We start from the raw sequence: 21902 nt of genomic DNA, 5'->3' as shown, positions 1-21902 counted from the left end.
CGCAGTGGACGCCACGCTTGGTCTTCCGATTCTGACCGGATTAATCGCGGTCGCGCTGCTGTTCGACTTCCTCAACGGGTTGCACGACGCCGCCAATTCGATCGCAACGATCGTGTCGACCCGGGTGTTGCGCCCGCAATATGCGGTGGTCTGGGCCGCGTTCTTCAACTTCGTCGCCTTTGCGGTGTTCGGGCTCCACGTCGCCAACACCATCGGCACCGGAATCATCGAGCCCAGCATCGTCGATGCGCAGGTGATCTTCGGCGCGCTGGTAGGCGCCATCGCCTGGAACCTGATCACCTGGGCGCTCGGCATTCCCTCCAGCAGTTCGCACGCCTTGATCGGCGGACTGGTCGGCGCCGGCATGGCGAAGGCGGGTTTCTCGGCCGCGGTCTGGGGCGGGCTCACCAAGACGCTGCTGGCGATCGTGCTGTCGCCGCTGGTCGGCTTCCTGCTGGCGCTGGTGCTGGTTGCGATCGTGTCCTGGCTGTCGGTGCGTTCGACGCCGTTCGCGGTCGACCGCGCTTTCCGTATTCTGCAGTTCGTCTCGGCGTCGCTCTATTCGCTCGGCCATGGCGGCAACGACGCGCAGAAGACCATGGGCATCATCGCGGTGCTCCTGTATTCGCAGGGCCACCTCGGCGACCATTTCGAGATTCCGTTCTGGGTGGTGATGGCGTGCCAGACCGCGATGGCGCTGGGCACCCTGATGGGCGGCTGGCGGATCGTTCGCACCATGGGGCTGCGGATCACCAAGCTGACGCCGATGCAGGGCTTTTGTGCGGAAACCGGCGGCGCCGCGACCCTGTTCATGGCCACCTATCTCGGGGTTCCCGTATCCACCACCCACACCATTACCGGCGCCATCGTCGGCGTCGGCGCGGCGCGGCGGGTCTCCGCGGTGCGCTGGAACGTGGCGAGTTCGATCGTCTATGCCTGGGTGATCACTATTCCGGCCTCCGCCATCGTCGCGGCGCTGGCCTATTGGGCGGTGACCTTTCTGCGCTGATCAGGTGACCAGCTTGAGCCCGACGATGCCGGCAACGATCAGGCCGATGCTGGCCAGGCGAAGCCCGGAAGCCGGTTCGCCGAACAGGAAGATGCCGAGTATTGCCGTTCCGACGGCGCCGATCCCGGTCCACACCGCGTAGGCGGTTCCGATCGGCAATGTTTTCAGCGCCAGTCCGAGCAGGAGGACGCTTCCGGCCATGGCCGCGAGCGTCAGGACTGACGGGGTCAGCCGCGTAAAGCCTTCGGTGTATTTCAGGCCGATGGCCCAGCAGATTTCCAGCAGACCTGCGGCAAACAACACAGCCCACGCCATGACGAACCCTCCAGATACAGGCAGGGTCGTCCCCGCGGATGATGTGCTGATCGGAAGGCCGTCCTTCCGCCCCGGATATGGGGCTTGCACCGGCATGGCGCAATCGCCAAATCACCCTTGATTGCGCCGGTTTTCCCTGCCAAACGCTCGCTTCATGTCCGACATCGCTGTTCCCACCGAATCGCCGTCCCGGTCGCCGCTTGCAGATGAAGTGGCGCGGCGGCGGACCTTTGCCATCATTTCCCACCCGGACGCCGGCAAGACCACGCTGACCGAAAAGCTGCTGCTGTTCGGCGGCGCCATCAACCTGGCCGGGCAGGTCAAGGCCAAGGGCGAGCGACGCAATACCCGTTCCGACTGGATGAAGATCGAGCGCGAGCGCGGCATCTCGGTCGTGACCTCGGTGATGACGTTCGAATTCCAGGACCTCGTCTTCAACCTCCTGGACACGCCGGGCCATGAGGACTTTTCGGAAGATACCTATCGCACGCTGACCGCGGTCGACTCCGCGGTCATGGTGATCGACGCCGCCAAGGGCATCGAGGCGCGGACCCGCAAGCTGTTCGAGGTCTGCCGGCTGCGCGACATCCCGATCATCACCTTCATCAACAAGATGGACCGCGAGAGCCGCGATACGTTCGACCTGCTGGACGAGATCGAAAAGACGCTGGCGCTCGACACCACGCCGATGACCTGGCCGGTCGGCCGCGGCCGCGACTTCCTCGGCACCTATGACGTCATCAATGGCGGCGTGCGCCTGCTGGAAGGCGGCGGCGCCAAGACCGGCGCGGCGCAACAGATCGACATCGGCGAACTCGCCGGCCGCAACGCCAATCTCGACGTCGCCGAGATCAAGGACGAACTCGCGCTGGTGTCGGAAGCCTGCAAGCCGTTCGAACTGGCAGCATTTCGTGAAGGCCATCTGACGCCGGTCTATTTCGGCAGCGCGCTGCGTAATTTCGGCGTCGGCGACCTGTTGGAAGGACTCGGCAAATTCGCGCCGCCGCCGCGCGCGCAGGATTCCAACCTGCGCAAGGTCGAGGCGGCCGAGCCGCGCATGAGCGCCTTCGTGTTCAAGATCCAGGCCAATATGGATCCGAACCACCGCGACCGTATCGCGTTCGCGCGGCTGTGTTCGGGCAAGCTCAGCCGCGGCATGAAGGCGAAGCTGGTGCGCACCGGCAAGAACATGTCGCTGTCGTCGCCACAATTCTTCTTCGCCCAGGATCGCTCGGTGGCGGACGAGGCATTTGCCGGCGACGTCGTCGGCATTCCCAATCACGGCACCTTGCGGATCGGCGACACGCTGACCGAGGGCGAGGACATCACCTTCGTCGGCGTTCCCAGTTTCGCGCCGGAAATCGTCCGCCGCGTCCGCCTGACCGATGCGATGAAGGCCAAGAAGCTGAAAGAAGCCCTGCAGCAGATGTCGGAAGAGGGCGTGGTGCAGGTGTTCCGGCCGCGCGACGGCGCGCCGGCGCTGGTCGGCGTCGTCGGTCCGCTGCAGCTCGACGTGCTCAAGGCCAGGCTCGACGCCGAATATTCGCTGCCGGTGGAATTCGAAGTTTCGGAATTCCAGCTGGCGCGCTGGATTTCCTCCGACGACCGCAAGAAGCTCGACGCCTTCGTTGCCGCCAACAATTCCGGCATCGCCGACGATGTCGACGGCGACCCGGTCTTCATGGCCAAGAACGAATTCTATCTCGGCTACACCCGCGAGCGCGCCGAGGGCATTAATTTTTCGAACGTCAAGGACGTGAAGAAAAAGGCGTAGGGGCGGGCGGTTAGCTGCGCTGCCGTTCCAGCCCCTCCTGTCGTCACCCGCGAAGGCGGGTGACCCAGTACGCCGCGGCCTCTCCATAAATCACTGATGTCTCTGGAATACTGGGTCGCCCGCCCCAGCGCGCAATCGCGCACAAGGCGGGCGATGACAGTTGTGGGCTGGGCTGGCCTCACCCACTCATGCATCCAGTGGATGCCTCCATGCGCATCCCGCCGGAACATGCCCCTTGCGCGGCCTCGTGCCGTCCTGAAGTATCCAGTGGATGCTTTAACAGAAAGGGAGGCTACCATGACTGATCTTGCGACGTATTCCCGTTCCGGCCCGGTCGGCACCATCGTGATGGATGACGGCAAGGCCAATGTGATGTCGGTTGCGATGTTGAACGCGCTGCATGCGGCGTTCGATCAGGCCGAAAGAGACAAGACCGTCGTGATCCTGAAAGCGCGGGGAAAGCACTTTTCCGGCGGGTTCGACCTCGGCGTATTCGCCAAAGGGAGTGCCGAGGATCAATATCTGATGGTGAAGGCGGGCGCCGAACTGGCGCTGCGCATCCTGTCGTTTCCGACCCCTGTCGTGGCGGCCTGCCAGGGCAACGCTTATCCGATGGGCGCTTTCCTGATCATGTCCAGCGACCACCGCATTGCCGCCGAGGGCGATTACCGGATCGGCATGAACGAGGTCGCGATCGGGCTGACCGTGCCGCGCTTTGCCATCGAGGTCGCGCGGCAGCGGCTGACGCCGGCCTATTTCTCAAGGGTGGTGATGACGGCGGAAATGTTCGGCCCCGTCGAGGCCGTCACTGCCGGGTTCTTCGACCGGGTGGTGCCGGCGGAAGCGCTGGATCGCAGCGCCGAGGCGGCAGCCCAGGCGCTTGCCACGCTCAACATGGCGGCCCATGCCGCCACCAAGGCGCGGGCGCGGGGCGCGGTCATCAAGATGATCCGCGCCATGATCGATGAGGACATCACCCCGCAATATGGCGAGAGCCGCGTTGCCAGCCGGGCCTCGGCCTGAGGGCTTCGCCGGCGCGGTGGCGTTACGGCTGCAGCCTTTGTATGAAGGGGCATGACCGCAAAGCCGCGCCGGGCGACCTATCGCCATGGCAACCTGAAATCCGAAGCCCTGAAGGCCGCCACCCGTCTGGTGGCCGCAGCCGGCCATGAACGATTGAGCCTGCGCGAGGTCGCGGATGCCGTCGGCGTCGCGCATCGCTCGCTGTATAATCATTTCGCCGACCGCGAGGCGCTGCTCGACGCGGTCGCGACCGCTGCCTACACCAGGCTCGCGGCAATCCTGGTCAAGGCGAACACGCCGGATGATTACACCGCGAAATATGTGCGGTTCGCGCTGGCCAATCGCGCGCTCTATGCGCTGATGACGAGCCGCCCGCACGCGACCATGAAGCACAATCCGCCGCTGCAGCAGGCCGTCCACAAGGTCATTACCGAGGCGATGCGGATCTTCTGCCAGGACATCAAGACCCCGGCCGAGCGGCGCCGCGCCGTGATGAAGGTCTATATCACGCTGTATGGCGGCATTTCGCTCTATGCCACCGGGGTACTCGACCAGCCGAGCGAGAAGGCACTGATTGCGGAACTCTCCGCCATGAACGCCCGGCCATGAATCTAACGATGTAAGCGCGAGGATGTGAACGCGGTCAGCCTTGATGCTGACGACTGCGCGCATCAAGTTCAGCACTAACAAGGCTCTGGACCCCGCCAACAACGGACCATCGCATGTTCCGGTGCATCATCATCTGCCTGATCGCCCTGTTTGCCGGGATGGCCACGGCCGATGCCCGGCCGCGCCAGATCGATGCCACGCCGTTTGCGCATGCGCCCTGCAGCGTGCTCGATAACCGGCCGTGCACGCCGTATTACTGCAGCGTGCTCAACCATGGGCCGTGCATTCCCGAGATCGATTATCCCTACGGTGAAAACCTGCAACTCACGATCGAGGCCGTGCCGCCGCAGGACCAGGCCGCGAAATATCAAAAGCCCGACCACGACCTCGATACCATCGGCGACCTCTTTGCGGCGCTGCGGTCGTGCTGGTCGCCACCACCGGCCGACAGCGCGCGCGAGGGCATGCAGATGTCGGTGCGTTTCAGCTTCAGGCGATCGGGCGAGATCATCGCCACGCCGCGCCTGACCTATTCCACCGCCGGGGTCTCCGCGGAGACCCGCGCCGCCTATCTGAAGGCGATCAACGCCTCGCTGGAGGCCTGCATGCCCCTGAAATTCACCGGTGGCCTCGGCGGTGCGCTGGCCGGGCGGCCGATCGCGATCCGCTATGTCGACAACCGCGAGCTGGGCAAGCGGTCCGGTACCCCCTGACGGGCGCGATTCCTGCGATGAAACCCGCCGCCATTTCGCGGCAAATTAGGTAAGCCCTCATCAAGGGACGGCAATGGGGTGGGGTGCATTTTCGCGCATTGCGGGCCAAGCCCCTAAGGTGATACGCGGTTAGCCGGAAAAACAGCCGCGATGGGATGGACGTCATGGGACTGCTGGTGATGATCCTGGGCCTGATCCTGTTTTTGGGCGTCCATACGCTCACCACGCAGCGCGATCTGCGCGCGCGATTTGTCACCTCGATGGGCGAGGGCGGTTACAAGATTTTCTACGCGCTGGTCTCGATTGCCGGCCTTGCGCTGATCGCCTGGGGCTTTGCCGAGTATCGCGCGACCGGCTGGATCGATGTCTGGAATCCGCCGAAGGCGTTCAAGCACATCACCGTCGCGCTGATGCTGCCGGCGGTCATTCTGGTGGTCGCCTCCTATATTCGCGGCCGCATCTACACGACGCTGAAACATCCGATGCTGACGGGCGTCAAGCTGTGGGCGGCGGCGCATCTGCTCGCCAATGGCGATCTCGGCTCGATCATCCTGTTCGGCTCGTTCCTGGCATGGGCGGTGTTCGACCGCATCTCGCTCAAACGCCGCCCCGATGCCGGCGCGCCGCCGATCCCGGTCGGCGGTCCCGGCAATGACCTGATCGCGATCGCGGTCGGGGTTGTCGCTTATCTGGCGCTTGCCTTCGCGTTCCACCCGGTCGTGATCGGCGTCCCCGTGTTTGGAGTCTAGCATGTCGGTTCAGTCTGCCATCAAGCGCAAAACGGCGCCGGATATTCGCGCGCGCAAGAATGGCGAGCCGATCGTGATGCTGACCTCCTACCACGCCCATACCGCGGCGCTGGTGGATCGCTATTGCGACGTCATCCTGGTCGGCGATTCCCTCGGCAACGTCATGCACGGCTTCGAGACCACGGTGCCGGTCACGCTCGAGATGATGATCCTGCAGGGACGAGCGGTCATGCGTGGCTCGCAGCACGCGCTGGTCGTGGTCGACATGCCGTTCGGCTCCTATGAGGCGTCGAAAGAGCAGGCGTTTCATTCCGCGGTGCGAATCCTGAAGGAGACCCATTGCGGCGCGGTGAAGCTCGAAGGCGGGGCGCGGATGGCGGAGACCATCGCGTTCCTGTCCGAGCGCGGCGTGCCCGTGATGGGCCACATCGGGTTGACACCGCAATCGATCAACACGCTGGGCTCGTTTCGCGCGCAGGGCCGCGATGAAGCGAGCTGGGAGCCGATCCTGAACGACGCGCGCGCGATCTCGGAAGCCGGCGCGTTCTCGGTCGTGATCGAGGCCGTCGCCGAGCCGCTGGCGCGCAAGATTACGCAAGCGATCGCCATCCCCACCATCGGCATCGGCGCCAGTGCCGCGTGCGACGGCCAGGTGCTGGTGCTGGAAGACATGCTGGGGCTGTCGCCGCGGACCCCGAAATTCGTCCGCCGCTACGGCAATCTCGGACCCGCGATCGAAGCGGCTATCGAGAGCTACGCCACCGACGTGCGCTCGCGGGCTTTCCCCGGGCCGGAGCATGTCTACGAGATGAAAGCCAACAAGGGCTGAAGAGGGCCGCCATGGACTGGTCGCAGCATTCCATTCCTCCGATGCGGCTCGAGGCGCGCTTCGGCGATCGCGTGGTGCCCGCGTTTTGCGAGCGGCCCAAAAGCATCTGGGGAATGGTTGCCGAGGCCGCGGCCCGCAATCCCGGCGGCGAGGCGCTGGTCTGCGGCAGCAGCCGGATGGACTGGCGCGAGGTCGCGCAGCGATCCCAGGCGATCGCGACCGGATTTCACAAACTTGGATTGCAGCGCGGCGACCGGGTCGCGGTGCTGCTCGGCAACCGCATCGAATTTGTGCTGACGATGTTCGCCGCGGCGCATGCAGGTTTGGTGACGGTGCTGCTCTCCACCCGGCAGCAAAAGCCCGAGATCGCCTATGTGCTGACCGATTGCGGCGCAAAACTCCTGATCCACGAGGCGGCACTGGCCGCGCGTGTGCCCGATGAGCACGACGTTCCCGATCTGGCGTTTCGGATCGCTGTCGATGACGATGCAAAAGTCTCGCGCTTTTCCGAGCTCGCCGATAACGCAGCGGCCGCAGCACCGGCCGAGGTCGACGAAGAAGACACGGCGATGATCCTCTACACCTCGGGCACGACCGGAAAACCCAAGGGCGCGATGCTGGCGCATTGCACCATCATTCATTCGTCGATGGTGTTCGTGTCGTGTCTCAAGCTGACCGCGGCCGATCGTTCGATCGCCGCCGTGCCGCTTGGGCATGTCACCGGCGTGGTCGCCAATATCACGACCATGCTGCGCTGCGCGGGCGCGCTGATCATCATGGCCGAGTTCAAGGCCGCGGAATATCTGAAGGTCGCCGCGCGCGAGCGCGTCACCTACACCGTGATGGTGCCGGCGATGTATAATCTCTGCCTGCTGCAGCCCGATTTCGACAGCTACGACCTGTCGAGCTGGCGGATCGGCGGCTTTGGCGGCGCGCCGATGCCGATCGCCACCATCGAACGCCTGGCCATCAAGATCCCGGGCCTCAAGCTCGCGAACTGCTACGGCGCGACCGAGACCACGTCGCCCTCGACCATGATGCCCGGTGAATTGACCGCGAGCCACATCGACAGCGTCGGTTTGCCCTGTCCCGGTGCCGAGATCCTCGCCATGGGAGCGGACGGGCATGAATTGCCGCCCGGCGAAATTGGTGAACTCTGGATCCGCAGCGGTTCGGTCATCAGAGGTTACTGGAACAATCCGAAGGCGACGGCGGAGAGTTTTACCGCCGGCTTCTGGCATTCCGGCGACCTTGGTTCGGTGGATGCACAAAACTTCGTTCGCGTGTTCGATCGCCAGAAAGACATGATCAACCGCGGCGGCCTGAAGATCTATTCCGCCGAGGTCGAGTCGGTGCTTTCAGGCCACCCCGCCGTGGTCGAGAGTGCGATCATCGCCAAACCGTGCCCGGTGCTGGGCGAACGCGTGCATGCCGTGGTGGTGACCCGCAACCCGGTCAGCGGCGAGGTGCTGCGCGCGTGGTGCGCCGAGCGGTTGTCGGACTACAAGGTGCCGGAGACCATCGATCTCACGTCGGATCCGCTGCCGCGCAACGCCAACGGCAAGGTGATGAAGCGGCAGTTGCGGGAAGCGTGGGCGGCGGCGCAGCCTTAAATTAACGAGGACGTCAGAGCTTCGGCGCGCTGCCCTTGGGCATCGCCTTGCGCTCGTTCTGGTCGGCTGCGATGGCCTCGTTGTCGATCGCGGTGGCGCTGACGACGAGTTTGGTATCCAGCAGCGTGAATTGCGCGATCCCGACCCGCTCTGTCGGCGTGCCCGGTATCAGTTGCACGCTCAATACCCCGTCGCAATTGGCGCCCTTGGCCTCATCGAACATGGCGCTCAGCGTTTTCGCCTTGGTCTGGGCGCGCTTGATGACGGCCACGCAACTGCCGCGAACGGTCTCGCCGTTGAGTTTGACCGCGGCGCGCGGGTCGAGCGGCTTGTCGATCGCTTCAAGCGCGGTCGCTTCCTTGTATTTGGTGCCGGAGGAAATCACCGAGCCCGAGCGGTAGATGTAATAGAGGTGCTGATCGCCGACGATGGTGGGAACGCCATATTTGCCCATGATCTCCTTGATCATGTCGGCTTTTGCCGGCTGCTGGTCCGCTGCGAAGGTCAGGTTGCGGGCGATGAAATAGGCGCGGTTGCCGCTCGCCGGTGAGGAGAAGCTGCCCGACAGCAACTCGCCGGTCTGCTTGGGGCCGGCGGGGAGGTTGAAATTCACCGCGGCGACGAAGCTTGTGCCGCTGTCGCCGAGTTTCTGTTGCTGAATGTCTGCCTTGGCATCGGCATGTCCCTTGAAACGTGTCTCGAAGGCAGCGCGCGCGGATTCGGCCGTCGCGTCGGTGGAGACGCCCAGGATGTCCGGCCGCAGTTTCCCGCTGAATGCCGTCTCGGGTGGCTTCGGCTTGGCGTCAGAGGCCAGCGACGCCGCGGGCAGGGCGGCCGGCGCCATGGCGAGAATGAAAAGCAGGGCACGGCGAAGCATGAACCACCCCAGAAAACGAAATGAAACCAAGGGATAATAGGGGCGATTACGTCAAGTTTTGAACGGCGATGTCAACATTCCCAAGACATTCATTCCCAAGTCATTCTGCAGGGGACCGCGTGACGCAGGCCTTAAGCCGCACCGTTAACGCTTTGATCCGGCTCACTTTGCCTTGCCACCGCCATATCGTTAGGGTAACGCCGCGGCCATGCGGGGATTGGGCGCGTGGCGCCGCTACCTTGATCGCGTTTCCCTCGGGGATGGGATAGCCTTAAGTGTCTGAATTATTTGATGAAGTAGACGAGGACGTCCGTCGCGACCAGCTTAAGAAGCTGTGGGAGCAATATTCGATCTATATCATCGCGGGCGCGCTCCTGATCATCGCGTCTGTGGGCGGCTGGCGTGGCTACGAGTATGTGGAAGCCAGGAAGGCCGCCGAGGCCGGGGCAGCCTTCGACAAGGCTGTGGAGCTCTCGGAAGCCAGCAAGCACACCGAAGCCGAAGCGGCGTTTGCCGATCTGGCCGCCAGGGGACCGGCGGGATACCGCGTACTGGCACGGCTGCGCATGGCGACGGAGGTCGCGAGCCGCGATGCGCCGGCCGCAGCGAAGTTGTTCGACGAGATTGCCGCCGACCGCAGCGTCGGCGTCGCAGCGCAGGATCTGGCGCGGATTCGCGCGGCCCAGTTGTTGCTGGAAACCGCGACCTATCCCAACATGAAAGAGCGCCTCGAAGCCGCCGCGGCACCAGGCGCGACGTTTCGCCATACCGCGCGTGAATTGCTGGCTTTGTCGGCCTGGCGAGCCAACGACGCCGCGGCAACGCGGCAATGGCTCGACCTGATTGCCAATGACGGCGAGACGCCGCCGAGCCTGCGTTCGCGCGCCGAAGCGCTGCAGGCCCTGCTTCCGCCGGTTGCCAAGAGCTGATCAAGAGCTGAACGAGAAACAACCATGCGCCGCCCGCAACGTTTGATCGCAGCCACCGTCCTTGTCGCGCTCTCCAGCGCGCTGGCGGGCTGCGGCAGCATGGGCAATTTCGATCCGTCCGATTTGCTCGACTTCCTCGACACCAAGAAGAAGCTGCCGGGCGAACGTAAGCCGGTTTTCCCCGAGGGCGTGCCGGGCCTTGAGCAGGGCGTGCCGAAGGATCTCTACAAGGGCAGCCGTCAGATCGACGATCAGAGTCCGCAGGTAGCTGTCGCTCCGGCCGCCCCGCCGGAAGAGCCGAAATCGAAGCGTGGCGCTAAATCGAAGGGCAAGCCGGCACCTGCCGCCGCCAGCCCCGCGCCGGCGGCTGAGCCTGCCGCGGCTGCCGACCCCGATGCCGCTGCGCCTGAGGAAGAGGGCAGCACCACCGCGGCGCCGCCAGCGCCCAAGCCCAAGAAGATCGTGCGCAAGCGCACCACCGCGCCGCCGGCGGAAGCGCCCGCCGGCCAGTCGACGGCGCCCGCGTCAGCCACGCAACAATCCGCCGCACCGTTCCCGGCCCCGATGCCGAGCGGCACCTTCACGCGCTGAGTTTTCATTTTCCTTCGATTGACACGCCCTTCAAAAGAGGGCGCTAGGATCATTTATGTCTTTCACGATTGCCATCATCGGCCGGCCGAATGTCGGAAAGTCGACGCTGTTCAACCGGCTGGTCGGGCAGAAGCTCGCGCTGGTCGATGACGAACCCGGCGTGACCCGCGACCGCCGCGAGGGCGAAGGGCGCCTCGGCGACCTCGAATTCACGTTGATCGATACCGCCGGCCTCGACGAGGGCGCCAAGGGCTCGCTCACCGCGCGGATGCAGGAGCAGACCGAAGTCGCGATCGGGCTCGCCGACGCACTGATGTTCGTGTTCGACGCGCGCGCCGGCCTGACGCCAAACGATCGCGCCTTCGCCGATTTCGCCCGCCGCGCCAACAAGCCGGTGGTGCTGGTCGCCAACAAGAGCGAGGGCAAGCACGGCGAGCTCGGCGCCATGGAATCCTACGCGCTGGGCTTAGGCGATCCGATCCAGATCTCGGCCGAACATGGCGAAGGCCTCAGCGATCTCTACGACGCGCTGCGGGTGCTGATGCCCGAGCCGGTCGAAGAGGAGGAGTTCGACGACGACGATGACATCATCGAAACCGATGAGGAAATCGCGCAACGTCCGATCCGCGTCGCCATCGTCGGCCGGCCCAATGCCGGCAAGTCGACGCTGATCAATCATCTGCTCGGCGAGGAGCGGCTGTTGACCAGCCCCGAGGCCGGCACCACCCGCGATTCCATTTCCGTGGAGATCACCTGGCAGGGCCGCGAATTCCGGGTGTTCGACACCGCAGGGATCAGGCGGCGTTCGCGGATCGAGGAGAAGCTGGAAAAGCTGTCGGTCGCCGACGCGTTGCGGGCGGTCCGCTTCGCCGAAGTCGTCGTGCTGATGATGGACGCGCAGAACCGGTTCGAGGAACAGGATCTGCGGATCGCCGACCTGATCGAGCGCGAGGGGCGCGCGCTCGTGCTGGCGGTCAACAAGTGGGATTTGATGGAGAAGAAAGGCAGCCTGATTTCGGATCTTCGCATCGATACCGATCATCTGTTGCCGCAAGTGAAGGGCGCGCCCATCGTCGCGGTATCCGGCCTGATGGGTGAGGGCATCGATCGGCTGATGAAGGCCATCGAGGAGGCCTATGCGGTGTGGAACAAGCGCGTGCCGACGGCCACCCTCAATCGCTGGTTCGAGCAGGCGGTCGACGCCAATCCGCCGCCGGCGGTGTCGGGCCGGCGGCTGAAGCTCAACTACATCACGCAGGCCAAGGCGCGGCCGCCGAGCTTCATCCTGTTCTGCTCGCGCGCCGATGCGGTGCCGACATCCTACCTGCGCTATCTGACCAACAGCATGCGTGAGGCTTTCAACCTGCCGGGCACGCCGGTGCGAATTTCGCTGCGTGAAAAGGCCAATCCGTTCGCCCACAAGCGCAAACGGCCGTCATGAGCGAACAGGCGTCCGCGCCCGCCGCCGACATGCCGCCGGTGCGCAACGCCGCGGCCGCCTTCATTTTCGTCACCATCCTGCTCGACATGCTGGCGCTGGGCCTGATCATCCCGGTGCTGCCGAAGCTGGTCGAGAGCTTTGTCGACAACGATACCGCGAGTGCGGCGCGGATCTTTGGACTGTTCGGGACTGCCTGGGCGCTGATGCAGTTCCTGTTCTCGCCGATCCTCGGTGCGCTGTCGGACCGGTTCGGCCGCAGGCCGGTGGTGCTGCTGTCGAATTTCGGGCTGGCGCTCGATTACGTGCTGATGGCGCTGGCGCCGTCGCTGAGCTGGCTGTTCATCGGCCGGGTGATCTCAGGCATCACCTCGGCCAGCATCTCGACCGCCTTCGCCTACATCGCCGACGTGACGCCGCCGGAACGGCGCGCCGCGGTGTTCGGCAAGATCGGCGCGGCGTTCGGCGCCGGGTTCATTCTGGGGCCGGCGCTCGGCGGTCTGCTCGGCGGCATGGATCCGCGGCTGCCGTTCTGGATCGCCGCCGGTTTGAGTTTTACCAACACGCTGTACGGCTTTCTGATCCTGCCGGAATCGCTGCCGGCCGAGCGGCGCTCGCCGTTTCGCTGGAAGAGCGCCAATCCGCTCGGTGCCTTGCATTTGCTGCGCTCCAACAAAATTCTCGCCGGGCTGTCGCTGGCGAACTTCTTCGGCCAGGTCGCGCATGTGGTGCTGCCCTCGACCTTCGTGCTCTACGCCACCTATCGATACGGCTGGAGCACGACCACCGTCGGGTTGACGCTGGCGCTGGTCGGTGTCTGCTCCATGGTGGTGCAGGGCGCAGGCGTCGGCCCGATCGTCAAGCGCTTCGGCGAGCGACGTACGCTGTTGGTGGGGCTCGCTGCCGGAGCGCTCGGGTTTCTGATCTATGGTGCTGCCCCGACCGGCGAATTGTTCTGGGTCGGCATCCCCGTGATGTCGCTCTGGGGCGTCGCCGGCGCGGCCATCCAGGCGTTGACGACGCAGCTTGTGGCGCCGGACCAGCAGGGGCAATTGCAGGGCGCCACCAACAACGTCAACAGCATCGCCCAGCTTGTCGGGCCGTTTCTGTTTACGCTGACCTTCGCCTGGTTCATCGGCGACCACGCGCCGCTGAAATTGCCGGGTGCGCCGTTCCTGCTGGCATCGGCCTTGCTGCTGCTGGCGCTGTTGATCGCGTGGCGCACGATGGCTGCGCAGAAAGCGTAGGGCGGGTTAGGCGCATGCCTAACCCACCCTCTTCTTTGCTGCGACGATGGCGGTGGGTTACGCTTCCGCCTTCGCTCTGCGAGCTACGGCGGACAAGTCGCTAACCCACCCTACGGCAGTACGTTCTCACATCGTTACTTCTTGACCAACGGACACTCGCTGGCCTCGAGCGGTTTGGCGGCGTCTTCCGCCGAGATCGTCGCGAGCAGCTTGTAGTAATCCCACGGGCCCTTCGACTCTTCCGGCTTCTTGACCTCGAACAGATAGGCCGGGATCAGGCGGCGGCCATCGGCGCGGATCGGGCCGTTGCCGAACAGTGGATCGTCGGTCGGCAGTTCCTTCATCTTGGCCACCACCTTGGCGCCGTCATGCGGATTGCCGCCGAGTGCTTCCAGCGTCTTCAGGTAGTGCGAAATCGCCGCGTAGTTGCCGGCCTGCGTCATCGACGGCTTGGCATGGTTGGCCGCCTTTTCCTGGAAGCGCGCCGACCAGGCACGGGTCTTGTCGTTCAGATCCCAGTAGAAGGACTCGGTGAAGGTCAGTCCCTGGGCGGTCTTCAGGCCGAGCGAATGCACGTCGTTGACGAACAGCAACAGCGCGGCGAGCTTCTGGCCGCCGGCGACGATGCCGAATTCGGCGGCTTGCTTGATCGCGTTGGTGGTGTCGCCGCCGGCATTGGCAAAGCCGATGACCTTGGCCTTCGACGATTGCGCCTGCAGCAGGAAGGACGAGAAGTCCGAGGTGTTGAGCGGATGCTTGACGTTGCCCAGCACCTTGCCGCCGTTGGCCTCGACCACGGTGGCTGCGTCGCGCTGCATCGCCGCGCCGAAGGCGTAGTCGGCGGAGACGAAGAACCAGCTATCGCCGCCGGCCTTGGTCAGCGCCTTGCCGGTACCGTTGGCCAGCATGTAGGTGTCGTAGGTGGTGGAGATGGTGTTGGCGTTGCAGGCCTTGCCGGTCAGGTCGGCACTGGCCGCGGCCTGATTGAGCAGGATGGCGTTCTTTTCCTTGACGAGGTTGCTGATCGCGAGCGCCACGCCGGAGTTAGGCGTATCGGCGACGACATCCACCTTCTCGGTGTCGATCCATTGCCGCGCGATGTTGACGCCGACGTCCGGCTTGTTCTGGTGATCGCCGCTGACGACGTCGATCTTCCAGCCCTTGGCGCGCAGGCCGGAATCCTCGATGGCCATGTTGACCGCGGTCACGGCGCCGGGGCCGTTAATATCCGCATAGAGGCTCGACATGTCGGTGAGCACGCCGATCTTGACGTTCTTGTCCTGGGCGTAGGCGGGGGCGGCGAAGGCAATACCGGCGACCGTGAGCAACGCGGCAAGGCGCCGCGCGTTAATTGTAGTCATCTATTTCCTCCATCAGGGGTAGCCGGGCGGCTTTCTTGTGGAAGCCGTCCCGGGACGCGAATGCGGTCGTGTCTAGTCGCTCCAAACGCCTCCGGCAATGCACCTATCGTAGCGCGTCCGAGGTCAGCTTGAACTTCTGGATGCGCTTTCCGGTATCGACCTCGCCGGTATAGAGGTTGCCCTTGGCATCCACCGCCATGGTGTGAACCCAGTGGAATTGCCCGGCGCTGCGGCCGTTGCTGCCGAAATGGCCGGCCACGGTGCCGTCTTCGCGTTTCAGCACCCGGATTTCGTTGTTGGCGCCGTCGGCGCTCAACAGCCAGGTCTGCTTCGGATCGGGCCAGATCACGACGTCCCAGACGGCGCCGTTGGCGAGCGTATTCTTCTCGTAGAACCACTCCTTGACGAAGCTGCCGTCCTTCTTGAAGACTTGGATGCGGTTGTTGGTGCGGTCGCAGACGTAGACGAGCCCGTCATTGGCGATCTTCACGCAATGCACGGGATTGCCGAATTGCTGCGACACCGGCGCCTTCGGATCGTAAGGCGCCTGCTTGTCGTCGTTCGGCGGCTTGCCATAGGCGCCCCAGTGCCGCTTGTAGGCGCCGGTGGTGGCATCGAACACGATGACGCGCCGGTTGCCGTAACCGTCGGCGATGTAGACCTCGTTGGCGTCCTTGTCGACGGTGACCTCGGCGGGCCTGCCGAGCTGGGTGGTGTCGTTGCTTCCCTTGGCCGGCGCGATCTTGCCGATCTGCAAAACGAATTTGCCGTCGGGCGTGAACTTCAGGATCTGGCTGTCGTCGTTCGCATTCCCCGTCAGCCAGACAAATCCGCCGCTGACTTCGATGCCGTGTTCGTTGCCGAACCACTGATAGCCTTCACCGGGGCCGCCCCACGAGCGTAGCAGATTGCCGTCGGCATCGAACTCCAGCACCGGCGGCGCCGGGACGCAGCATTTGGTGCGCGGCGGGTCGAGCGCTGCGGCTTTCTCGTCGTCGGTCAGCGAGCGCGGACGCTGAAACACCCAGATGTGTCCCTCCGCGTCGGCAGTGATGCCGCCGACCTGTCCCATGATCCAGTTGTTCGGCAGCGGTTTTGGCCATGATGCGTCGACCGCGAAAGTCGGGACATCGCCGGCCTGCGCGCTGCGCAGCGACAGCGGCGTGCCGATCAGCACGGCAGCGGCGGCGCAGGCGGCAATGGTTTTGGTGAAATGCTGGACGGCAGGTATCGAGCGCGCGCGATGCTGCATCGGCATGATGGCTTCCTCCCTTTTTTATTAACGGGTTTTCCCGCTTGGCAGGCAGTCAATCGCGGGGAGGGGCTGGTGTCAACGGCATGACGCCGTCTGCTGTCATTGCCTGCGGCAAACGCGAAGCGTTTGCGCAAGGGAGCACTTGCGACGACCTGTCCGCCGTAGCTCAACGAGCGAAGGCGGAAGCAATCCATAATTGTCGCGACAAAGAAGCTGTCGTTGCCCGGCTTGACCGGGCGATCCAGTACACTGCGGCCTATCAGTTTAATCATCGGCGTCTCTGGAATACTGGATCATCCGCCTTCGCGGATGATGACAGCGGGAATTGTTCTCGCGGCATCATCTGCCCGAAGTTTTACATTCCGTTTGCCCTCCGAAAGTAGAGGGCGCAGGGAAGACCGGGTGCGCGCCGCACCCGCGGTCTTGCGTGCGATAGTTGCAACAAAATGGTGCACGCAAGCATACAGGTTTGGCGGAAGCCTCCGGCCTTCCCTGCGCAATGGCTTTACGGCTTATACGAGATCGTCCTGGTGACCCTGCTTTTTGTGACACCATCGCTCTCCGGCAGCGTTGGCTGCCCTCGAACTTGACGCCTGCATCGGGGCGTCGGACCCAAACGATTTCACCGTACGCAAAGGCCACGCTCGTCAGTCGTGACCCTGCGTCCACCGCATCTCTCCGCACGTCGTGACGATCGCGAGCGCCCCTTGTGTCGGCAAAAACTGGCAGAATGTGCGAACGGGCGGTTGAAGCAGAACCGCCCGTTGCTGGAACTGAGCCCGTAACGCCCCAAAGCGGCAGAGCCTGTATGAGAGCGAGGGACAGCTCCGGTGTCTTCCTCAACCCGAACAGTTGCAAGGGCCGTTGAGCCCGTACCGAGCAAGGAAGGGAGTGGATGATGGCACAAAATGGTCTCGTTGTCGTCGGCATCGATGTAGCAAAGGACAAGGTCGATGCGTGCATTCGCGAGTTGGCGCTGCGGCAGACGTATCCGAGCACTGCCCAGGGTCATCGCAAGCTGGTTGCCTGGCTTCGCAAGCACAAGGTGAACAGGGCGGTGATGGAGGCCAGCGGCGGCTATGAGCGCGATTGGGGGAAGGTGCTCCGTCTGGCCGGCATCGCCGTACGGATCGTCGACCCCAAGCGAGTCCGCAGCTTTGCGCAGTCGGCCGGACGCCTGGCCAAGAACGATACGATTGATGCAGAGATGATCGCTTGGTTCGCAGAGACGTTCAGCGAGGCGCCGGGCCAAGTGCACGATGCCGCGCGCGAAGAGCTGCAGGCGCTGGTGAAAGCTCGTCTCAATCTGGTCGATCTCAAGATACGACTGGAAGCTCAAAACGAGCATGCTGCACCAGGACAGGCTCGGAAAGCGCGGACCCGTATCTTGAAGAGCTTGCTCGAGGAAATTGCCAAGCTCGAAGTCGCGATCTCGGCCCAGGTCAGGGCCACACCTCATCTTGCCGAACGCGCCGAGATCGTCGAGAGCGTGCCAGGCTTTGCCGAAACGAGCTCAGCGAACCTCATTGCTGGAATGCCGGAGCTTGGCCAAGTGAGCGACGAGATCGCCGCGGCGTTGTTAGGCGTTGCCCCTTATGACGATGATAGCGGAAAGCGCCGCGGCGAACGCCACATCAAGGGCGGCCGCCGTTGGGTCCGAAACGCCCTCTACATGCCGTGCCTCGGCGCGGCCACACAGAACAATCCTGTCTTCAAGGCCTACTATCAACGGCTACTTGCCAAGGGGAAGGAGCCGAAGGTTGCGCTCGTCGCCTGCATGCGAAAGCTGATCATCATCCTCAACACAATGATCGCACGCCGGCAGAAATGGGATCCCAGCCGTTACGCACTGAATTGAGCGAGCGCACTTCACCGCGCTCGGTCCTCGACCGAGCGCATGCCTAGCCAACAGACCGGGGAGCGGACGGCGTCAAGGCCGTAAGCCGCCGAAGGCGGGGGCGCGCCTCGCGCCAGCCTTGAGGCCAGCCGATCACCGGTCTACTTCAGCACAGTTGCTCTCATCGCGGGAGACGGGCGGAGTTAAACGTCTGATTTGCCCGACGCTGCAACGGAAATATTTTTAGCGGAAGGGCTGGACAGACTTTTGGTGATTTGCCCGTCGGGTTGATTTGTCGCAGGCGTTGCCGCAAGATTTCGCTTGCGCGGGAGGCGACGCAGTTCTCGCGGGCGGGTGGAGCTACGAGCTGCGCCAAATTCGTGCGGCCGCGAAAGTTGCAGACTCATATGCGGCCATTCGGTGATCATTTATTGGACGAGGAACTCGCGGCGTTTGTTCCGCTGCCGCATTTTTGGCAGTCCTGACAAAAAATGACATAGCCACAATTGGCAACGGCATCGCCGAAACACAGAACCGCCAAAAAAAACTGATCAGCTGATCGTTGATGTTTGCGCGCCGTGCGCTGCAATCGAGCACGCGGCCCAGGTGTCGGTGGCGCGCCTTGTCGTCTCGTCGCGCCGTTACTGCGTAGTTCGCGTAATCGCGATGATGCGTCTACGTGGGATACGCAATTGACCAGCGTTGGACCATTTGAAGCAACGAGAGCACGCAACGCGCCGCGTCGTGCGCTGTCACAAACTCAATCGAAAGGACCGAGCAATGAAATTGAACGCTGCACAGCTCGAGCGAACCATGAACCAGTTCGAAGCCCAGGCTCTTCCCGATAGCCACCCCGCGATTCAGGAACTGAGCAGTTTGTTTGGAGACCACACCTTCCTGCTCGACGGCAACGGACTGAACATCCTGGAGCCGGCCGAGGGGATGCCGCAGGGTGGCGTTCAGGCGGCCAGAGTCATCAACCTTGCAAACTGGAGCGACGAGAATCTCAACAAGCTGTCGCCGCACGAGCCGGAGCCGACCGGCGCCATCGTCGAGTTACCGGTGTCTAGACATTGATGGAGACGGTTCGGCGCCATGACGACGGCAATGAAGCCAAGAAATCAAGCCGAGGCATGACGGTTTGAACTATGGCAATCTGAAATTACGGTGACAGTGCACATAACTCACCGAGTTAAGTGCACTGTCACCGTAACCGCCTGCGAGATGCCGGCGTCATTGCGAGGAGCACTTGCGACGAAGCAATCCGTACTGGCTTTGCCGCGCGATGGATTGCTTCGCTTCGCTCGCAATGACGAGGAGGTGCTACGCCGGCGGGCGAAAACTCATCAGCGTGCGGGTCTTGAAATCGTAGAACTTGCCGGTTGCGTCCCACCCAGGCTCACACATCGGCACGATGAACTCGGCGACCTGTTCCGGCGTGTCCAGCGTCGCCGGATCTTCGCCGGGAAACATCGTGGCGCGCATGCGGGTGCGGATCGGGCCGGGGTTGAACAGATTGACGCGCATCCTTGTGCTCGCGGTTTCCTCCGCCCAGACGCGCACCAGGGCTTCGAGCGCGGCCTTCGAGGCGGCGTAGGGGCCGACATAGGCCGGCGCCTTGTTGGCGGCGCCTGAGGTCACGAACACGGCGCGGCCGGCGTCGGACTGCTTCAGCAGCGGCTCCATGCAGCGGACCAGTTGGAAATTCGCGGTCACGTTGACCGCCATGACGTCGTTCCAGGGCTTCAACTCGATATGGCCTAGGGGAGACGAGGGGCCGGCGACACCGGCATTGCCGACGAGAATGTCGATCTTGCCGTGGCGCTCATGCAGCGCCGCGCCGAGCCGCGCGATGCCGTCGAAATCGGTGAGGTTGAGCGGCACCAGCGTGGCGGCGCCGCCGTCTTTGCGGATCTCATCGTCGAGCTCTTCCAGGCCGCCTTGCGTGCGCGCCACGGCGACGACATGCGCGCCGGCCCTGGCGAGCGCCAGTGCGGTGGCACGGCCGATGCCGCGCGAGGCGCCGGTGACGACGGCAATACGGGAAGCGAGGGGTTTGGTCATGGAATACACTCTAACGTCGTCCCGGCGAACGCCGGGACCCATACGCCGTGGCGTCTATAGTGGCGGAAGGTGGTTGTGTCTAATGCCGTCCGAACCACGCAGTGCCGGTGGCTATGGGTCCCCGCTTTCGCGGGGACGACAGTGGCCTCAGCTCGCCTCCGCCAGCAGCGACAATTGCCGGGGCTGCGGTTCGACCTGGGTCTGGTCGGTGAGGTGGGTCGGATAGGCGCCGGTGAAGCAGTGATCCGAGAATTTCGGATTGGCGGGATCGCGGCCGGGCTCGCCCATGGCGCGGTACATGCCGTCGATCGACAGGAACGCCAGCGAATCGGCGCCGATGATCTCGCGCATCTCCTCCAGCGAATGGGTCGCGGCCAGCAGGCCGCCGCGGTCCGGCAGGTCGATGCCGTAATAGTCGGGATACAGGATCGGCGGCGAGGCGAGGCGGAAATGCACTTCGCGGGCGCCGGCGTCGCGCATCATGCGCACGATCTTCTTCGACGTGGTGCCGCGCACCAGCGAATCGTCGATCAGGATGATGCGCTTGCCCTCGATCGCGGCGCGGTTGGCCGAATGCTTCATGCGCACGCCGAGTTCGCGCACGCTCTGGGTCGGTTGAATGAAGGTACGGCCGACATAATGGTTGCGGATAATGCCGAGTTCGAACGGCACGCCGGAATGCTGGCTGTAACCGATCGCGGCGGGCACGCCGGAATCCGGCACCGGCACCACGACGTCGACCTCGACATGGCTTTCGCGCGCGAGCTGGGCGCCGAAGGATTTTCGGACTTCGTACACCGAGCGGCCGCCGACGATCGAATCCGGCCGCGAGAAGTAGATGTATTCGAAGATGCAGGGCCGCGGCGGCTTCGGCGGAAACGGCTTGTGGCTGTGTGCGCCCTGTTCATCGAATACGACGATCTCGCCGGGTTCGACGTCGCGGACATATTTGGCGCCGATCATGTCGAGCGCGCAGGTCTCGGACGCCAGGATCGGACAGCCGTCGAGGTCGCCGAGCACCAGCGGGCGGATGCCGAGCGGGTCGCGGGCACCGATCAGCTTCTTATTGGTCAGGGACACCAGCGAATAGGCACCCTCGATCGTGCGCAACGCCTCGATGAAACGGTCGATGAAACGGCTGCGCTTGGACTGCGCCACCAGATGCAGGATCACTTCGGTGTCGGTGGTCGATTGCATCATGGCGCCGTGGAGAACAAGCTCGCGGCGCAGCGTCAGGCCGTTGGTGAGATTGCCGTTATGGCCGACCGCAAAACCGCCGGCATTGAGCTCGGCGAACAGCGGCTGCACGTTGCGCAGGATGGTGGCGCCCGTGGTGGAGTAGCGGACATGGCCGACGGCGGCGTTGCCGGGCAGGCGCTCGATCACTTCGCGGCGGGAGAAGGTGTCGCCGACGAGGCCGAGGCGGCGTTCGGAATGGAAGCGGGCGCCGTCAAAGGAGACGATGCCGGCGGCTTCCTGGCCGCGGTGCTGGAGGGCGTGAAGGCCGAGCGCCGTGATGGCGGCGGCCTCGGGGTGGCCGAAGATGCCGAACACGCCGCATTCCTCGCGGAGCGTGTCGCCTTCCAGGTCGTCCTGCAGTTCGATGCCGAGATTTAGATCAGGGTTGGAGTCAAACTGGTGGGCGGGATTGGAAGGGTTTTGCATCTCG

Annotated in this window: 21 protein-coding genes; 15 read left to right on the top strand and 6 right to left on the bottom strand. The window is 64.0% G+C overall.

Annotation, left to right across the window (positions count from 1 at the left end):
• The first annotated feature begins 4 nt into the window (after positions 1–4).
• On the top strand, positions 5–1009 hold the full coding sequence (locus BLR13_RS00930; RefSeq protein ID WP_074828633.1) for an inorganic phosphate transporter: 1005 nt from the start codon (positions 5–7) through the stop codon (positions 1007–1009).
• On the opposite strand, the gene sugE is transcribed toward BLR13_RS00930, so the two are convergent.
• Positions 1010–1324 carry a quaternary ammonium compound efflux SMR transporter SugE gene (gene sugE, locus BLR13_RS00925; RefSeq protein WP_074828636.1) on the bottom strand — a complete coding sequence of 105 codons (315 nt, stop codon included), beginning with the start codon at positions 1322–1324 and terminating at the stop codon, positions 1010–1012.
• Between the two features lie 154 nt (positions 1325–1478).
• Here sugE and BLR13_RS00920 point away from each other — a divergent pair, with 154 nt between their 5' ends.
• The 7 genes from BLR13_RS00920 to BLR13_RS00890 all read left to right on the top strand — a co-directional run bounded on the left by BLR13_RS00920 (position 1479) and on the right by BLR13_RS00890 (position 8634).
• Positions 1479–3098: a peptide chain release factor 3 gene (locus tag BLR13_RS00920; RefSeq protein WP_074828637.1), complete on the top strand. Its 1620-nt coding sequence runs from the start codon at positions 1479–1481 to the stop codon at positions 3096–3098.
• A gap of 297 nt (positions 3099–3395) precedes the next feature.
• Positions 3396–4121: a crotonase/enoyl-CoA hydratase family protein gene (locus BLR13_RS00915; protein ID WP_074828640.1), complete on the top strand. Its 726-nt coding sequence runs from the start codon at positions 3396–3398 to the stop codon at positions 4119–4121.
• A 51-nt stretch (positions 4122–4172) separates the two neighbouring features.
• A complete protein-coding gene (locus tag BLR13_RS00910) occupies positions 4173–4730 on the top strand; it encodes a TetR/AcrR family transcriptional regulator (protein WP_074828641.1) in 558 nt (185 codons plus the stop codon).
• 113 nt (positions 4731–4843) lie between these two features.
• On the top strand, positions 4844–5443 hold the full coding sequence (locus BLR13_RS00905) for a hypothetical protein (protein WP_074828643.1): 600 nt from the start codon (positions 4844–4846) through the stop codon (positions 5441–5443).
• Positions 5444–5607: 164 nt separating this feature from the next.
• Positions 5608–6192, top strand: coding sequence for an NnrU family protein (locus BLR13_RS00900; RefSeq protein ID WP_074832155.1), 585 nt, complete (start codon positions 5608–5610; stop codon positions 6190–6192).
• Position 6193: 1 nt separating this feature from the next.
• On the top strand, positions 6194–7021 hold the full coding sequence (panB, locus tag BLR13_RS00895; protein ID WP_074828645.1) for a 3-methyl-2-oxobutanoate hydroxymethyltransferase: 828 nt from the start codon (positions 6194–6196) through the stop codon (positions 7019–7021).
• Positions 7022–7032: 11 nt separating this feature from the next.
• On the top strand, positions 7033–8634 hold the full coding sequence (locus tag BLR13_RS00890) for a class I adenylate-forming enzyme family protein (protein WP_074828647.1): 1602 nt from the start codon (positions 7033–7035) through the stop codon (positions 8632–8634).
• 13 nt (positions 8635–8647) lie between these two features.
• Here the strand turns inward: BLR13_RS00890 and BLR13_RS00885 are convergent, their stop codons facing one another.
• Positions 8648–9511, bottom strand: coding sequence for a hypothetical protein (locus BLR13_RS00885; protein WP_074828649.1), 864 nt, complete (start codon positions 9509–9511; stop codon positions 8648–8650).
• Positions 9512–9786: 275 nt separating this feature from the next.
• Here BLR13_RS00885 and BLR13_RS00880 point away from each other — a divergent pair, with 275 nt between their 5' ends.
• From BLR13_RS00880 to BLR13_RS00865, 4 genes are read left to right on the top strand one after another with little or no spacing between them, the layout of a single operon-like run.
• A complete protein-coding gene (locus tag BLR13_RS00880) occupies positions 9787–10440 on the top strand; it encodes a tetratricopeptide repeat protein (protein ID WP_074828651.1) in 654 nt (217 codons plus the stop codon).
• A 24-nt stretch (positions 10441–10464) separates the two neighbouring features.
• On the top strand, positions 10465–11031 hold the full coding sequence (locus BLR13_RS00875; protein ID WP_074828654.1) for a hypothetical protein: 567 nt from the start codon (positions 10465–10467) through the stop codon (positions 11029–11031).
• A gap of 55 nt (positions 11032–11086) precedes the next feature.
• Complete coding sequence (gene der, locus BLR13_RS00870; RefSeq protein WP_074828657.1) at positions 11087–12472, top strand: ribosome biogenesis GTPase Der; 1386 nt, start codon at positions 11087–11089, stop codon at positions 12470–12472.
• Complete coding sequence (locus tag BLR13_RS00865) at positions 12469–13716, top strand: TCR/Tet family MFS transporter (protein WP_079586953.1); 1248 nt, start codon at positions 12469–12471, stop codon at positions 13714–13716. The genes der and BLR13_RS00865 overlap by 4 nt, the downstream gene beginning before the upstream one ends.
• 134 nt (positions 13717–13850) lie before the next feature.
• Here BLR13_RS00865 and BLR13_RS00860 read toward each other — a convergent pair whose 3' ends face one another.
• Both BLR13_RS00860 and BLR13_RS00855 read right to left on the bottom strand, forming a co-directional pair.
• On the bottom strand, positions 13851–15077 hold the full coding sequence (locus BLR13_RS00860) for an ABC transporter substrate-binding protein (protein WP_074828660.1): 1227 nt from the start codon (positions 15075–15077) through the stop codon (positions 13851–13853).
• Positions 15078–15180: 103 nt separating this feature from the next.
• A complete protein-coding gene (locus tag BLR13_RS00855; protein WP_244525042.1) occupies positions 15181–16335 on the bottom strand; it encodes a hypothetical protein in 1155 nt (384 codons plus the stop codon).
• An 80-nt stretch (positions 16336–16415) separates the two neighbouring features.
• On the opposite strand from BLR13_RS00855, the gene BLR13_RS39805 reads away from it, so the two are divergent.
• The 3 genes from BLR13_RS39805 to BLR13_RS00845 all read left to right on the top strand — a co-directional run bounded on the left by BLR13_RS39805 (position 16416) and on the right by BLR13_RS00845 (position 19246).
• A complete protein-coding gene (locus tag BLR13_RS39805; protein WP_143039815.1) occupies positions 16416–16715 on the top strand; it encodes a hypothetical protein in 300 nt (99 codons plus the stop codon).
• A gap of 512 nt (positions 16716–17227) precedes the next feature.
• Complete coding sequence (locus BLR13_RS00850) at positions 17228–18190, top strand: IS110 family transposase (protein ID WP_091976312.1); 963 nt, start codon at positions 17228–17230, stop codon at positions 18188–18190.
• A gap of 792 nt (positions 18191–18982) precedes the next feature.
• Entirely contained in the window at positions 18983–19246 is a 264-nt protein-coding gene (locus BLR13_RS00845; protein WP_244525041.1) for a hypothetical protein, read from the top strand.
• Positions 19247–19492: 246 nt separating this feature from the next.
• Here BLR13_RS00845 and BLR13_RS00840 read toward each other — a convergent pair whose 3' ends face one another.
• Together BLR13_RS00840 and purF are read right to left on the bottom strand one after the other, a co-directional pair.
• Positions 19493–20233, bottom strand: coding sequence for an SDR family NAD(P)-dependent oxidoreductase (locus BLR13_RS00840; protein WP_074828668.1), 741 nt, complete (start codon positions 20231–20233; stop codon positions 19493–19495).
• Between the two features lie 147 nt (positions 20234–20380).
• Positions 20381–21898, bottom strand: a complete 1518-nt coding sequence (gene purF / locus BLR13_RS00835; RefSeq protein WP_074832161.1) for an amidophosphoribosyltransferase — start codon at positions 21896–21898, stop codon at positions 20381–20383.
• Between the last annotated feature and the right edge of the window lie 4 nt (positions 21899–21902).

Source organism: Bradyrhizobium ottawaense, from assembly GCF_900099825.1.
In the GTDB taxonomy this organism is placed as follows: Bacteria; Pseudomonadota; Alphaproteobacteria; order Rhizobiales; family Xanthobacteraceae; genus Bradyrhizobium; species Bradyrhizobium ottawaense_A.
This window is presented reverse-complemented; position numbering and strand designations above follow the sequence as displayed.

Coding starts and splice junctions, on each gene's coding strand:
- BLR13_RS00900 (WP_074832155.1), top strand. CDS start 5,608: ATGGGACTGCTGGTGATGATCCTGGGCCTGATCCTGTTTTTGGGCGTC.
- BLR13_RS00910 (WP_074828641.1), top strand. CDS start 4,173: ATGACCGCAAAGCCGCGCCGGGCGACCTATCGCCATGGCAACCTGAAA.
- der (WP_074828657.1), top strand. CDS start 11,087: ATGTCTTTCACGATTGCCATCATCGGCCGGCCGAATGTCGGAAAGTCG.
- BLR13_RS00840 (WP_074828668.1), bottom strand. CDS start 20,233: ATGACCAAACCCCTCGCTTCCCGTATTGCCGTCGTCACCGGCGCCTCG.
- BLR13_RS00890 (WP_074828647.1), top strand. CDS start 7,033: ATGGACTGGTCGCAGCATTCCATTCCTCCGATGCGGCTCGAGGCGCGC.
- BLR13_RS00875 (WP_074828654.1), top strand. CDS start 10,465: ATGCGCCGCCCGCAACGTTTGATCGCAGCCACCGTCCTTGTCGCGCTC.
- panB (WP_074828645.1), top strand. CDS start 6,194: ATGTCGGTTCAGTCTGCCATCAAGCGCAAAACGGCGCCGGATATTCGC.
- purF (WP_074832161.1), bottom strand. CDS start 21,898: ATGCAAAACCCTTCCAATCCCGCCCACCAGTTTGACTCCAACCCTGAT.
- BLR13_RS00915 (WP_074828640.1), top strand. CDS start 3,396: ATGACTGATCTTGCGACGTATTCCCGTTCCGGCCCGGTCGGCACCATC.
- BLR13_RS00845 (WP_244525041.1), top strand. CDS start 18,983: ATGAACCAGTTCGAAGCCCAGGCTCTTCCCGATAGCCACCCCGCGATT.
- BLR13_RS00850 (WP_091976312.1), top strand. CDS start 17,228: ATGATGGCACAAAATGGTCTCGTTGTCGTCGGCATCGATGTAGCAAAG.
- BLR13_RS00905 (WP_074828643.1), top strand. CDS start 4,844: ATGTTCCGGTGCATCATCATCTGCCTGATCGCCCTGTTTGCCGGGATG.
- BLR13_RS00885 (WP_074828649.1), bottom strand. CDS start 9,511: ATGCTTCGCCGTGCCCTGCTTTTCATTCTCGCCATGGCGCCGGCCGCC.
- BLR13_RS00855 (WP_244525042.1), bottom strand. CDS start 16,335: ATGCCGATGCAGCATCGCGCGCGCTCGATACCTGCCGTCCAGCATTTC.
- sugE (WP_074828636.1), bottom strand. CDS start 1,324: ATGGCGTGGGCTGTGTTGTTTGCCGCAGGTCTGCTGGAAATCTGCTGG.
- BLR13_RS00860 (WP_074828660.1), bottom strand. CDS start 15,077: ATGACTACAATTAACGCGCGGCGCCTTGCCGCGTTGCTCACGGTCGCC.
- BLR13_RS00920 (WP_074828637.1), top strand. CDS start 1,479: ATGTCCGACATCGCTGTTCCCACCGAATCGCCGTCCCGGTCGCCGCTT.
- BLR13_RS39805 (WP_143039815.1), top strand. CDS start 16,416: ATGACGCCGTCTGCTGTCATTGCCTGCGGCAAACGCGAAGCGTTTGCG.
- BLR13_RS00865 (WP_079586953.1), top strand. CDS start 12,469: ATGAGCGAACAGGCGTCCGCGCCCGCCGCCGACATGCCGCCGGTGCGC.